Origin of the sequence: Halorussus vallis, from assembly GCF_024138165.1 — an archaeon.
GTDB classification, from domain to species: Archaea; Halobacteriota; Halobacteria; order Halobacteriales; family Haladaptataceae; genus Halorussus; species Halorussus vallis.
In genome coordinates this window covers 268,755-282,217 of record NZ_CP100000.1, presented here as the reverse complement: position 1 = coordinate 282,217, position 13,463 = coordinate 268,755, and the positions used below count along the sequence as shown (strand labels likewise).

The window sequence follows — 13,463 nt, the reverse complement described above, 5'->3', positions numbered from 1 at the left end:
GCCTTCGCTCCGACCGACGCGGTCGCTCACTTCGTCATCTTTACAAGTCATTCCGCTCAAGCAGTCTCCCAGTCCATGGACGCCTCCGCCCTCCTCTCGAAACTCCGCGCCGGTGGCCGGGACGCCCTCGCCCGCAGATTCGGCATCGACGCGCGGGCGCTGGCGGCCCTCCGCATCTCGCTCGGCGTGCTCCTGCTCGCCGACCTGGCGCTCCGGTCGCGCCACCTCGTCGCCTTCTACACCGACGCCGGGGTGCTGCCGACCGCGGTGCTCCGCGAGCAGGCGCCCGGTCTCGCCCGCCTCTCACTCCACGCCCTCTCCGGGGCGGCGTGGGTGCAGGTCGCGCTGTTCCTGATCGCCGCCGCGTTCGCGCTCGCGCTGCTGGTCGGCTACCGGACCACGCCGGTCGCCGTCGCCTCCTGGGTCCTGCTGGTGTCGCTACACGCCCGGAACCCCGTCGTCCTGAACGCCGGCGACTCCATCCTCCGCCGCCTGCTGTTCTGGGGGCTCTTTCTCCCGCTCGGCCACCGGTGGTCGATAGACGCGCTCCGTCGCGGTGGCGTGCGCGGGAACGCGAGCGACCGACGCGACGCCGACTCCGGCCCGCGGGTGGCGAGCGCGGCGTCGGCCGCGCTGTTGTTTCAGGTGGTCATCATATACGCCGTCAACGCCGCGTTCAAGCTCCGCGTCGGACGTTCCTGGGAGAGCGGCGAGGCGATTCGGTACGTGTTCAGCCTCGACCGACTCACCGTCCTGCTGGGCGACTACCTGGCCCAGTACCCGACCCTGCTCGGGTTCGCCGACCGGGTGTGGCTCGGCCTGCTCGTCACGTCGGTCCTGCTCGTGGTCCTGACGGGACGCGCCCGGGCCGCCTTCGCCTCGCTGTTCGTCGGGATGCACCTCGGGATGGCGCTGACGATGCGGCTCGGCATCTTCCCGCTGGTGTCGGCCGCCGCGCTCCTGGCGTTCCTGCCGCCTTCGGTCTGGGACGCCGTCGAGCGGCGCGCGTCGCCGCGGGTCCGGAGACTGGTCGACGCGACGGGACTCGGCGGGCGATTCGACCGCTCGCGGTCGAATCGCCCGCGCGGTTCGTCGGCCGGCGCGTTCGCCCTCCCCGCGGTCATCGGCCGGTGGAAGCGCCGCCTCGGCACGGGAGTCGTGGTCACACTCCTGGCGCTGGTGCTGGTCTGGAACGCCTCGACGCTCGGCGTCGTCGCTGCGCCCGCCGGGTCGGCGGCGGTCGCCGACCCCGGCGAGCACCGCTGGGACATGTTCGCCGAACCCGCGAAGGCCGACGGCTGGTACGTCGTCCCCGGTCGACTCGAATCCGGCGAGAAGGTCGACGCCTTCCGGGACGCGCCGGTCCAGTGGGACCACCCGTCCGACGCGGCCCTGACCTACCCCAGCGTCAGGTGGTACTCCTACCTGATGGACTTCCAGCGCGCCCGCGACACCGAACTCGCCGCCGACTTCACCGCGAACTTCGGCGCGTACCTCTGCGGTCGGTGGGACGCCCGCCACGACTCGGACCTCGAATCGCTGACCTTCTACTACGTCGAACAGCCCACCCGGTTCGACGGTCCCGAACCGACCCACCGGGTCGAACTCGGGCGCTACGACTGCGGGTCCGGCGCCTGAGGTCGTTCTTCGCGGTCGTTCGACCGGGCCGCGGCCCGGTCGAACGACCGCCGAATCGTTCTTTCGTCGGCGCGAACTCAGTCGGCGTACTCGGGGCGCTCCTCGTACTCGATGGGGTCGCGGACCCCGACGTTCCGGAACGCCTGCAGGCGGAACGCGCAGGCGTCGCAGGTGCCGCAGGCCGGGGCCTCCTCGCGGTAGCAACTCCAGGTGTGCTCGTAGAGGACGCCGAGTTCGACGCCGCGCTCGGCGATGTCGGTCTTCGACCACTCGACGAACGGCGCGGCGATTTCGATATCGGTGTCGTCCTTCGTGCCGACGTCGACGACCCGCTGGAACGCCTCGAAGAAGGTGGGCCGGCAGTCCGGGTACCCCGAGAAGTCCTCGCTGTGCGCGCCGATGAACACCGCCTCGCAGTCGTTGGCCTCGGCGTACGAGACGGCCATCGAGAGCAGGTTGGCGTTCCGGAACGTGACGTAGGAGGTCGGCACCTCGTCGCTTTCGAGGTCGGCGTCGGCGACGTCCATCTCGGCGTCGGTGAGACTCGACCCGCCGATCTGGGCGAGGTGACCGGTTTCGACCCGCAGGAAGTCGGCGGCGTCGACCGCTTCGGCGAGGCGGCGAGCGCACTCGTACTCCTTGTCCTCGGTCTGCTGGCCGTAGGAGGTGTGAAGCAGGTAGAGTTCGTAGCCGCGGTCGGCCGCCTCGTAGGCGGCGGTCGCGCTGTCCATCCCGCCGGAGGCGAGCACCACGGCGCGCCTCTCGGACGAATCGTCGCTCATGCGAGAAGGGAGGGCCGACCCGACCATGAGTCGTATGATTTCGAAATCAGCAGTATGAGGAAACGCCACAACGAAAACGCAGAATAAAATCATATTAGATAAAGTAGTAAATTATATATCGTCGATTACAACGTGGTAATGATGTCGGAAGAAAATCACAAGAAGCGGAGGAGCGTACTCCAGTCACTTGCGGTTTCAGCTGCCGGTGCTGGTGTCAGTGTTTCCCTGCTGCCGGGACTTGCGTCGGCTCGGTACCCAATTTCTACTTCGGGTACCATTGACGACCCTGATTGGCAAGATTACGAACAATACGTGAAGGAGAACGAACTCGGATCTACTAGCACTTCCTCTGTCGTTAGTCCAGAGCGTGTAATTACTCCCTCAGACATCTCCATTCCCAACCCAGTTGATTTTGGGTTCGATGTTTGCGGGACGTTCCCTGAAGGACGCTTATGCGTTGCTACTGGAACGCAGACAAAGACTTCTTACTACGATTGTGCAAGTAAAGAAATTCGGACCGTTTCGTTTACCGTGACAAAGCAAACGTACGACATATATGGGAATCTACAGGCCGAATTCAAACAAAGTGCCTGGATAGGTGTATACGAGCAAGGTTGCTTGCAGTTAGGCGTTAGTAGTGCAGGCCAAAATGCTTGCGTCGCGATTCGGTGTCCCTGGGATCCGTCTCCTGCTTCGACTTTGTTTTCGGCACGTCAGGAAATCACGCCAATCGCCGAAGATGTCATTGATTGGCTCAACGATAACACGAGCATATATCTCTCTCCCGGTAGTGCAGCATACGTCGTTGCGCTTGGGCTGATCGTCGCGCTCATCTATCTCCTCTTCATTGCAGGGAGCGCGGCAGTATAAAACAAAAATAGCTTAATTTTTCACGGTGAATAATAACGGAAATTGAGTATGAAGGATTCCGCGATAGCACTCCTGTCGGGGCTGATTCTTGTTACCGTCTACGTTCTAAATATGAGTATCGTGCACCTCCTATTAGCATCTACGCTATTCGGTGTCGCGCTTCTCAACGCCGTTCCGATGCGGTCCGAAGAACGAAAGCGACGAGCGGTACTGCTACTCGGTGGTACGACGTTGTTGGTCGTCTTGCCAGTGTTCGCTGCCGACAAAGTCGGACTGACTCTCATCGTCGGTGGTATCGTTGCAATCGCCGTCGTGGAGATAAAGGGTCCCGCGTTCAGGTGGCACGCGCTGGCACTCGCAACGAGCGCGGTATTGGTCAGTGCGGGACTCGCCTATCGTGCCTCACGACTGACGGCATTCTACGTCTTGCTACTAGGGGCGATTGTCGGTTCCATCGGCGTAATCTACTACTGGAGAACCGCGTAATTCCCACGCTTTTTCGGACTTTCTCCTACGTTCCGAAGTATCGTTTCAGAGATTGATGTGGAGTCGCGTCGATCCGGGCAGCGCCGAACAACGCAACGAAGCGACTACGGTTTAGCGTCACGCTTCGAGGCGTCTAAAGAGACTGTGCCGAGCCTCGCTAACCGACAGAATTATTCGACGTACATGTGACACGACCGTATGGGAGTACGTTCCTCGATATCGGCCACCCTCGACGCGCTGAAGCGCAACCCCGTGATGTTCGTCGCCGCGTTCCTCGTCTCGCTCGTCGGCAGCGCGACGCTGCTCGCGCAACTGTCCCTCGAACCCGGCGTGGCGAGTATCGTGGTGTCGGTCCTCTCGTTCCTCGTCCAGTTCGTCGCGCTGTTCTTCGTCGGCGGCGCGTACGCGATGGCCGCCGAGGCACTGGACGGTCGGACCGGGTTCGGCACGCTCGTCTCGGGCGGCACGGAGAACTACCTCTCGCTGCTCGGCGCGACCCTGCTGCTCGTCGGCGTGACGATGGCGACGTTCATTGCGGTCGGCATGGTCGCCATCGTCGTGGTCCTCGGCGTCGTCTTCGGTGGCGGCGGCGGGTCGTTTGGCACCTACCTCGCCGGCGTGGGCCTGATATACCTGCTCGGGTTCCTCCCGATGTTCCTCCTCCAATTCTACGGCCCGGCGGTCGTGGTTTCCGACCGTAACGCCATCGGTTCGATCAAGCAGAGTTACCGGTTGGTCCGGCGCAACCTCCTCTCGACGCTCGGATTCGACGTGGTCGCGTTGGTCCTCGGCCTGCTCGGGAGCGCGCCGACCGTCTGGCTGTACGCCACGCGGTTCGACGCACTGGTTTCGTCCGACGGCACCTTCACGCCGCTGGCGACCCTCGACTCGACGGCGGTCGCGGGCTACCTGGTCGCGACCGTCGTCCTCAGCACGCTGTTCGGCGGGTTCTTCTACACCTACCAGGTGGCGTTCTACGAGGACCTCGTCGAGCGCACAGAAGGTTCCGGCGGCGAACCGAGCGTCGCCGACGAACCGACGACGGGCGACGACGCCTTCGTCGGCGGCGACCGCTAGGTTTCGGGCGCGTCGTTCCAGAGGTTGACGTGGAGTCGCGGCGTGTACCGGAAGCCGTACTCGCGGGCGAGTTCGGCGGCGAGGGGACGCGTCTCTTCGATTCGGTCCTTCGTGGCGCCCTCGGGCATCAACAGCACGTCCGAGTCGCGAATCCGGGCGTCGGCCGACGCCCGGATTCGGTCCACGAGGTCGGTCACCTCGGTCATATCCTCGCGGTCGCTCACGACGAACTTGAGTTGGAAGTCGTAGTTCTCGACGAGGGCCGCCAGCACGTCCACGTCGATTCGCCGGGCCTCGTGGCGCGCTTCCCACTCGCCGTCGCCCTTCGGGTCCTTCTCGGGCGTCGGCGTGCTCGAGGCGAGTTTGGGGCTGACGCTGGCGAGGTCCACCGGCGCGTCGCGGACGACGGTGCCGTTGGTTTCGACGGTGGTGTGGTAGCCCCGGTCGGCCAGCGCTTCGAGCAGGTCGGTCACGGCGTCGTGAATCAGCGGTTCGCCGCCGGTCACGACCACGTGGTCGGCGTCGTACGAATCGACCTCCGCGAGGATTTCGGCGACACTCATGGTCGCGTGCGTCGGTTCCCACGAGGTGTGGTACGAGTCGCAGAACCAGCACCGGAGGTTACAGCCGCTGGCCCGGACGAAGACGCTCGGCACGCCTGCGAGTTTTCCCTCGCCCTGGAGCGACTCGAACAGTTCGTTGACGGGGAGCGCGGGTTCGTCGGAGGCGGAGTCTGCGTCCGGGTCGGACGACCGCTCTCGGTTCGACGCGTCGCTGGACACCGGCATGGTCAGAACGGCGACCCGCCGCAGAGTTCGGCCGTCTCGCTCACCTGGACCGCGACCTCGCGGACGTTCTCGGGGAGTTCCTCGCGGAGGCGGCGCTCCAGTTCGACGCTCATCACCTCGGCGGTCGGCGGCGCGTCGAGCACCACCGCGGCGTCGGCGTCGCCGCTCGCCTCGAACGCCTCGACCAGCGGGTCGCCCGCTTCGAGGAGAAACCTGTGGTCCCACTCGGAGAGTACCGAGGTAATATCTCCCTTGTCGACGACCCACCCTTCCTCGGTGAGGTCGCCGACGACCTTCACGGTTATCTCGTAGTTGTGACCGTGCGGACGGCTGCACTTGCCGTCGTGGTGGAGGATTCGGTGGCCCGCGCTGATGCGAATCGGCCGGTCGCGACCCACGTGGAGGGTCCGCGGCCCGGCGTCCGAGAGCGAGGACTCCGATGTGCGTTCGGTCATATCAGGATATTACTCGGGGCGTACTTAAGCGTGCGCAAACGCCGCGACTCGCCGACTCGTCGGTTCCGAGCGGTTCCGCGTCGATTTCCGAGAGGCGTGCCCTTCAACACTCGTCTTCGGCGGAATCGTCGCCGCGTCCGTCGTCGGCCTCGCTTTCGCCCTCGTCCCCGCTCTCCTCGTCGGGTCGCTTCGCCAGTGCGTCGAACCGGGCCTGGGCCGCCGCGTTCCGTCGCTCAGTCTCCTCGGGGTCGTACTCTGCCGAAACCAGCGAGTCGTCCCGCACGGAGACCCCGAGGACGGCGTCGGGGTGGCGGGCCTCCTCGGGGAGGTCGGACGCCGGGACGACCAGTTCGTCGGCGACGCCCTCGCACTCCTCCAGGAGCACGACCGCGAGGTCGTCCTCAATGCGGTCGACCACGCCCACGTAGCGTCCGTCATTCGTCATAGGACTCCTCCAGCACGAGTCGGCCTTCGTCGGTCCGGACGAAAACCGTGTCGCCGTCGTTGTTCCACACCGGCCGGCCGGCGTTCCAGTAGAGCTGGCCGCTACCATCGGTTCCCGCTCCGGTGCGGAGGGTCAGCGTCTCGCCGGGCGCGAGTGCGGTACCCGCCGGGACGGTGTAGATGTGGCCCGCCTCGTCGGCGACGGTCCACCCCGAGAGGTCGAGGCGCTCACTGCCGTCGTTGCGGAAGACGACGTACTCGTCGTCGAGGTTCGCGTCCTCGTCGCCCCGCGCGTCGGCGTGGACGTCCGCGACCGCGAGCGCGCCCGCATCGGGCGCGCTCGCAGTCGCATTCGCGTCATCAGTCGTCGTTCCGCCGTCCGGAGCGACCGTCCCACCCGACCCTCCCGCGGGGCCGTCAGCGCCGCTGGCGCTGACGGCCCCGCCGCCGATTCGGAACGTCATCCGGCGTTCGAGGTCGCCGGTCGCACCGGGCGGAACCGGCGACGCGCTCCGGAGTTCGAGCGGGTCGGTCGGCGCGTCGCGCCGAGTCCAGATCGCCGCGCGCTCGCCGTCGGTTTCGAAGACGACCGTGCCGTGGACCGCCGTCCAGAAGGTCGGAATCCCTCGCTCGGCGAGGCGGGCGAGGACCTCCCGATGGGGGTGGCCGTACGGCGAGTCGTAGGCGCTCTGGATGGCGACAGCGCGGGGCGTCGTCGCCGCGAGGAACCCCGGGCCGGTGCTGGAGTTGCTCCCGTGGTGGCCCGCCGCCAGCATCGTCACGTTCAGGAGTCCGTCGTACCGCTGTCGGAGGAACTGCTCTCCCCGACTCTCGGCGTCGCCGGGTAACAGGACGCTGGCGTTCCCGTAGCCGACCCGGAGGACGAGGCTGTTCTCGTTGCGGTCGCGGTCGGCGAGGTACCCCTCCGGCGGCGCGAGCACCCGGACGTCGGCGCCTTCCATCGGAATCACGTCACCGGCCTGCGCCCGGTAGAGGGTGACGTCGTGTTCCTCGACCGCGTCGAGGTACGCTTCGTAGGTCCGGGACGAGGCCGCGATACCGGGGTCGTAGACCGCGCCGACGCCGTTCGCCCGAGTCTCGTAGTGGTCGATGACCGCGGCGTGGCCGCCGACGTGGTCGGCGTGGGCGTGGGAGGTCACGAGGTAGTCGATCCGCTCGACGCCACGCGCCCGAAGGTAGTCGAGGACGCGCTCGCCGTCGTCGTCCCAGTTGCCGGTGTCGTACAGGAGCGTCTCGCCGGTCGGGCCGACGACGAGGACGCTGGTCCCCTGACCGACGTGAATGAAGTGGACCGAGAGTTCTCCGTCGGCAGTCCCGACGGCGGCCGACGGCGAGTTCGTCGTCTCGGCCGGCGGGTCGACGGCCCCGCCGAGACAACCCGCGAACACGAGCAGGACGGCGAGGACGATTGGTGTGCCGCGGCGGCGGTTCATATCCTCGGTGACGGTCGGCGGACTCAACACTGCTTCGGTGGCGTCGGCATCGCGGGACGGAAGCCCGGAAGGAAAGCCAAGCTACGCGTCGGTCCCCAGGAGGTGGACGTAGTCGTCGAGTGCCAGCGCGAATTCGCGGGACGCCGGCAGGTCGACCCAGGAGAACTCGAATTCGAGGCCGGTTTCCTCGCCCTCGCCGGTGACGACGTGGGTCCACTCGTCGCGCGGTTCGTGGACGGTCGCGTGGAAGAAGTGCCGGACGTACCGTTTGGGCGGCGACCGGCGGCGCGTCCACACGTCGGTCGTCAGGTGTCGGGTGTCGCCGACCGCGCTGAGACCGCTCTCCTCGGTGATCTCGCGGAACACCGCCGCGCGGGGGTCCTCGCCGGGTTCGATGGTCCCCTTCGGCACCTGGAGTCCGTCGTGTTCCGGCCCCTCGAACACGAGGAGTTCGCCGCCGTCGCGCGTGATGTACGCGCAGGCTTTCTGAACGTACGTCGCGCTTCGCCCGGCCATCTCTCTCGTACAACGGGAATTACCGGCAAAAGGGTTGCGGCAAGGAGGATTTAAGAATAATAAGGATACGAACGTTCGGGATATTACGAGTCGGCCGGCGGAACGACGGCGAACGGAAATGCCGGATGAACATCCGGCGTCGTCACCTCGTCGGCGGGGAGGTACCGGAAAGAGCGAGTGTAGAAACTTTCGCGAGTGACACGGTGTCTAGCGAGACATTCACTAGCGCTAAATTATTCTGCGTTTGTCGATGTCGTTTGTAGCGATCGACGATGGCTCGTCTGCCGATAAAACATGAGTTAAAGGTCTAAAGCACGAACGGGGAAGTAGACTCCTTACCATCAGACATGTCTGGGAAATACGACCTCGTTATCGTCGGCGGCGGCGTCAGCGGTGCATCGCTTCTGTACACGACCGCGAAGTTCACCGACATCGAGTCGATCGCGCTCATCGAGAAGGAACCCGAAATCGCGGCGATCAACTCCAACCACACGAACAACTCGCAGACGCTCCACTTCGGGGACATCGAGACGAACTACACCCTGGAGAAGGCCGAGAAGGTCAAAGAGGGCGCCGAAATCCTCGCCGGCTACCTCGAGAACCACGACCCCGAGAGGGAGATGCACGACCGACGTAGCAAGATGGTCCTCGCCGTCGGCGACGAGGAGGTCGCGGAACTCGAACACCGGTACCACGAGGAGGGGTTCGGCGACCTGTTCCCGAAACTCCGCGCCATCGAACGCGAGGAGATCGCGGAACTCGAACCGAAGGTCGTCGAGGGGCGCGACCCGTCCGACGATCTGCTGGCCCTCCAGACCCCCGACGGGTACGTCGTCGACTACGGCGCGACCACGAAGTCGTTCGTCGAGCAGGCGACGGAGGAGGCCAGCGTCGACGTCTACACATCCACGGAGGTCGAGGATATCTCCGAAACCTTCGACGGCTACACCCTCGATACGAGCGAGGGCAACTTCGACTGCGACGTCGCGGTCGTCGCCGCGGGGTCACACAGCCTCCAGATCGCCAAGGAACTCGGCTACGGCGAGGACAAGGTCTTGCTCCCCATCGCGGGGAGTTTCTTCCTCGCCGACGACTTCCTCAACGGGAAGGTGTACACGCTCCAGATGAAGAAACTCCCGTTCGCGGCGGTCCACGGCGACGCCGACGTCCACGACCCCTCGATCACCCGGTTCGGTCCGACCGCGAAACTCGTCCCGACGCTCGAACGCGGGCGACTCTCGACCGTCGGGGACTTCCTCGACGTGTTCGGACTGAACGTCGCGGCCTTCCTCAGTTACGCGAACATCCTCTCCGACCGCATCCTCCTGCCGTACGTCCTGCGGAACCTCGTCTACGACCTCCCGGAGGTCGGCCCGAAGGCGTTCCTGCCCCACGTCCAGAAGGTCGTCCCGAGCGCCGAACTCGACGACATCGAGCGCGCGAAGGGCTACGGCGGCGTTCGTCCGCAGATCGTCGACACGTCGGCGAAGTCCCTCGACATGGGCGAGGCGAAGATCGTCGGCGACGACATCATCTTCAACATCACGCCGTCGCCGGGCGCTTCCACCAGTCTGAAGAACGCCATGCGCGACACCCGAACGCTGATGGAGTTCTTCGACGAGGACTACGAGTTCGACGAGGAGGCGTTCCGCGCTGACACCATCGACCACTTCCCGCGGGAGGGCGCGGACGAACCGCTGTCGCCCGCGACCGACTGATTCGACCGCCCCTCGGCGGCTTTCGACTCCGTAACTCGACGACGAGACGAACGTCCGTCCGACGAGCGCGAGGCCTCGGTATCGGTGACGCTCGACGGTCCTCCGCCGGCCGTCACGCCCGAGAAAGGAAATAATCATACCTGCGGGCTAGTAAAGACAGTCAAGAATGACGAGGGAGGGATCAGATGCGTGTCATCATCGTCGGCGCAGGTGAGGTCGGTTCGTCCATCGCGGCCAGTCTCGCGGATCTCCACGAGGTCGTGGTCGTGGACACCGACTCCGAGCGAGTCGATGCGTTGACGTACTCGCTCGACGTTCTCGCCATCCAAGGCGACGGGACGTCGCTCTCGACGCTCCGGCAGGCGGGCGTCGAGCAGGCGGACATGATAATCGCGAGCACCGACGACGACGAGACGAATCTGGTCGCCTGCGGGACCGCCAAGACCGTCGACGACCCGTTCACCATCGCGCGGGTCAAGAACGTCGACTACCTCGAGACGTGGCAGCACGCCGAGGACCAGCGGGCGTTCGGCGTCGACTTCATGGTCTGTACGAACCTGCTCGCCGCACAGGACATCGTCCGAGTCATCGGACTGCCGGCGGCCCGCGACGTCGACCCGTTCGCGGGCGGTATCGTCCAGATGGCCGAGTTCGAGGTGAGCGAGGAGAGCCCCATCGCCGACCTGACCGTCCGGGACGCCGACCGTTTCGACTCGCTCACGTTCGCGGCCATCCTCCGGGACGACGACGTGACGATTCCCCGCGGCGAGACGCGAATCGCGGCCGGCGACAAGGTCATCGTCATCGGGAGTCCGGAGAGCGTCCAGGGATTTGCCCGCGAAGTCGCGCCCACCGAGACGCCCTCCCAAAACGAGGACCTCGTCATCATCGGCGGGAGCGAGATCGGGTATCACACCGCCCGCCTGCTCGAAGAGCGCGGACTCCACCCGCGGCTCATCGAACGCGACGCCGAACGCGCGCGCGAACTCGCCGAGCAACTGCCGAACACGGTCGTCATGGAGAGCGACGCGACTGACGCCGAGTTCCTCGCCCGCGAACACGTCGGCGAGGCCGACGCCGTGGTCGCCACCCTCGAGAACGACGAGAAGAACTTGCTGGTGTCGATTCTCGCGAAACAGCTGGGCGCGCGCCGGACCGTCGCCGTGGTCGAGACGACCGAGTACGTCAGCCTCTTCGAGACGGTCGGCGTGGACGTCGGCATCAACCCCCGCGAGGTCACCGCCGAGGAGATCACTCGGTTCACCCGCGAGCTTCACACCGAGAACGTCGCGCTCATCGAGAACGACAGGGCGGAGGTCCTCGAGATAGAGGTGGACGGCGAGAGCGTGCTGGTCGGCCGACCGATTCGCGAAGCCGTCGCGGACATGCCCGAAGGGTTCGTCCTCGGCGCCATCACCCGCGACGGTGAGTTCGTCGTCCCGCGCGGTGACACCGTGGTCGAACCGGGCGACCACGTCGTCGCGTTCGTCGAACGAGGCGCCCTGACGGACGTAAGTGCGAAACTATGACGAGTCGAGTTGGAGTGCGAGCGAGCACATCGCCCGCGAACGGTGACGAACCGTGCTGAGCGAGAAACTCCGCGTGGACTGGCGAGCGAGCTGTAGCCTCGTCGGGACGGTCGTCAAGTGGCTCTCCGTGGCGATGGCGTTTCCGCTCGCGCTCGCCGCGTACTACGGCGATGGAGTCACGACGTTCATCGCGTCGATGGTAATCGCGGTCGCCATCGGCTGGGGGCTCGAACAACTGGACGACGACCCCGACCTGGGCGCACGCGAGGGCTTTCTGATGGTCGCGCTGACGTGGCTCGCCGTCTCGCTCGTCGGCGCGGTCCCCTACGTCATCGCCGGAGAGGGAACGGTCGCACAGCCGGTCAACGCCATCTTCGAGTCGATGAGCGGATTCACGACCACCGGGGCGACCGTGATGGGGAGCATCGGCTTCGAGCGACACTCGCGGGCGCTGATGATGTGGCGCCAGCAGACCCAGTGGCTCGGTGGGATGGGAATCGTCGTCCTCGCCGTCGCCATCCTGCCCGAACTCTCCGTCGGCGGCGCGCAACTGATGGACGCCGAAGCGCCGGGTCCCGGCATCCAAAAGCTCACGCCGCGCATCGCGGAAACCGCGCGAGCGCTCTGGAAGGCGTACCTCGGAATCACCGCCGTGGAGATGGCCCTGTTGTACGGCCTTCACCTCGCCGGCCTCGCGCCGGACATGACCCTCTACCAGTCGGTCGCACACGGTTTCACCACGATGGCCACCGGCGGCTTCTCGCCCGCCGCGCGCAGCATCGAGGCCTTCTCGGCGGCGGTTCAGTGGCTCATCATTCCGTTCATGGTGGCCGCGGGGACCAACTTCGCGCTGTTCTGGCACGCGCTGAACGGCGAAGTCGAAGTGTTCGGCGAGGACACCGAGTTCCGGTTCTACGTCGGCGTGTTGGCGACGTTCTCGGCGCTCGTCACGGTGCTGCTGTTCGCTGGCGGAACGGCCGAACAGACTGCCGTCGGCCCCATCGGCGGCGAGGTCGAGAAGGCGCTGCGCCACGCGATATTCCAGGTCGTCTCGCTGGTGACGACGACGGGGTACGCCAGCATGGACTTCAACACCTGGGGCACACCGGCCCAGTACGTGCTGTTCGTGATGCTGTTCGTGGGCGGTTCTGCGGGGTCGACCGGCGGTGCCGTCAAGATCGTCCGCTGGCTGGTCGTCCTCAAGTCCATCAAGCGCGAACTGTTCACGACGGTCCACCCGGAGGCGGTCCGGCCGGTCCGCCTCGGCGGTCGCGCCCTGGACGAACAGGCGGTCCGGGGTATCTACGCGTTCACCCTGCTGTACCTGGTCATCTTCTTCGTCGCGGCGTTGGTCGTCTACGTCGACGCCGCCCGGACGGGCATGGACCTGATCGCGCTCGACGCGATGAGCGCGGTCGCGGCGACCCTCGGTAACGTGGGGCCGGGCTTCGGCATCGTCGGCCCGATGAACAGTTACCTCCCGTTCCCGTCGACCACGAAGCTGTTCATGGTGTTTCTCATGTGGATCGGCCGACTGGAGATTCTGCCCGTTCTCGTCCTGCTGACGCCGACGTACTGGCGGTCCTAGCTCCGGCGTCCGCGTTCGGAGAGGGGCTGTCTGTGATTCCGTTCCCGAACGTCTTCTCGACGTATCACTCGCGGGGAACGGCGCCTCGCTAACTCGGTCCCTGAAACCGTCAGACTCG

Annotated in this window: 13 protein-coding genes; 7 read left to right on the top strand and 6 right to left on the bottom strand. The window is 65.8% G+C overall.

The features are described 5' to 3' along the window. The first annotated feature begins 75 nt into the window (after window positions 1-75). Complete coding sequence (locus tag NGM07_RS01600) at window positions 76-1,638, top strand: HTTM domain-containing protein (protein ID WP_253515819.1); 1,563 nt, start codon at window positions 76-78, stop codon at window positions 1,636-1,638. Window positions 1,639-1,715: 77 nt separating this feature from the next. On the opposite strand, the gene queC is transcribed toward NGM07_RS01600, so the two are convergent. Next, window positions 1,716-2,420, bottom strand: coding sequence for a 7-cyano-7-deazaguanine synthase QueC (gene queC / locus NGM07_RS01595; RefSeq protein ID WP_253515817.1), 705 nt, complete (start codon window positions 2,418-2,420; stop codon window positions 1,716-1,718). Window positions 2,421-2,561: 141 nt separating this feature from the next. Between queC and NGM07_RS01590 the strand changes: the two genes are divergently transcribed. The 3 genes from NGM07_RS01590 to NGM07_RS01580 all read left to right on the top strand — a co-directional run bounded on the left by NGM07_RS01590 (window position 2,562) and on the right by NGM07_RS01580 (window position 4,853). Beyond that, window positions 2,562-3,290, top strand: a complete 729-nt coding sequence (locus NGM07_RS01590; protein WP_253515815.1) for a hypothetical protein — start codon at window positions 2,562-2,564, stop codon at window positions 3,288-3,290. Between the two features lie 48 nt (window positions 3,291-3,338). Further along, window positions 3,339-3,776, top strand: a complete 438-nt coding sequence (locus tag NGM07_RS01585) for a hypothetical protein (protein WP_253515813.1) — start codon at window positions 3,339-3,341, stop codon at window positions 3,774-3,776. A 198-nt stretch (window positions 3,777-3,974) separates the two neighbouring features. Beyond that, complete coding sequence (locus NGM07_RS01580) at window positions 3,975-4,853, top strand: DUF7847 domain-containing protein (protein ID WP_253515811.1); 879 nt, start codon at window positions 3,975-3,977, stop codon at window positions 4,851-4,853. On the opposite strand, the gene NGM07_RS01575 is transcribed toward NGM07_RS01580, so the two are convergent. From NGM07_RS01575 to NGM07_RS01555, 5 genes are all read right to left on the bottom strand, one after another. Beyond that, entirely contained in the window at window positions 4,850-5,641 is a 792-nt protein-coding gene (locus tag NGM07_RS01575; RefSeq protein WP_253515808.1) for a 7-carboxy-7-deazaguanine synthase QueE, read from the bottom strand. The two genes, NGM07_RS01580 and NGM07_RS01575, sit on opposite strands and share 4 nt — an antisense overlap. A gap of 2 nt (window positions 5,642-5,643) precedes the next feature. Further along, a complete protein-coding gene (locus NGM07_RS01570) occupies window positions 5,644-6,096 on the bottom strand; it encodes a 6-pyruvoyl trahydropterin synthase family protein (RefSeq protein WP_253515805.1) in 453 nt (150 codons plus the stop codon). Between the two features lie 103 nt (window positions 6,097-6,199). Further along, window positions 6,200-6,541 (bottom strand): DUF3006 domain-containing protein, encoded by a 342-nt coding sequence (locus tag NGM07_RS01565; RefSeq protein WP_253515802.1) that lies wholly within the window; start codon window positions 6,539-6,541, stop codon window positions 6,200-6,202. After that, window positions 6,531-7,994: a lamin tail domain-containing protein gene (locus NGM07_RS01560; protein ID WP_253515799.1), complete on the bottom strand. Its 1,464-nt coding sequence runs from the start codon at window positions 7,992-7,994 to the stop codon at window positions 6,531-6,533. The genes NGM07_RS01565 and NGM07_RS01560 overlap by 11 nt, the downstream gene beginning before the upstream one ends. Before the next feature lie 81 nt (window positions 7,995-8,075). Further along, entirely contained in the window at window positions 8,076-8,510 is a 435-nt protein-coding gene (locus NGM07_RS01555) for an NUDIX hydrolase (protein WP_253515785.1), read from the bottom strand. Between the two features lie 347 nt (window positions 8,511-8,857). Here NGM07_RS01555 and NGM07_RS01550 point away from each other — a divergent pair, with 347 nt between their 5' ends. From NGM07_RS01550 to NGM07_RS01540, 3 genes are all read left to right on the top strand, one after another. Then, window positions 8,858-10,228 (top strand): FAD-dependent oxidoreductase, encoded by a 1,371-nt coding sequence (locus NGM07_RS01550; RefSeq protein WP_253515778.1) that lies wholly within the window; start codon window positions 8,858-8,860, stop codon window positions 10,226-10,228. A gap of 185 nt (window positions 10,229-10,413) precedes the next feature. Then, window positions 10,414-11,757 (top strand): Trk system potassium transporter TrkA, encoded by a 1,344-nt coding sequence (gene trkA / locus NGM07_RS01545; RefSeq protein WP_253515774.1) that lies wholly within the window; start codon window positions 10,414-10,416, stop codon window positions 11,755-11,757. Between the two features lie 55 nt (window positions 11,758-11,812). After that, a complete protein-coding gene (locus tag NGM07_RS01540) occupies window positions 11,813-13,345 on the top strand; it encodes a TrkH family potassium uptake protein (protein WP_253520130.1) in 1,533 nt (510 codons plus the stop codon). Window positions 13,346-13,463 lie beyond the last annotated feature (118 nt).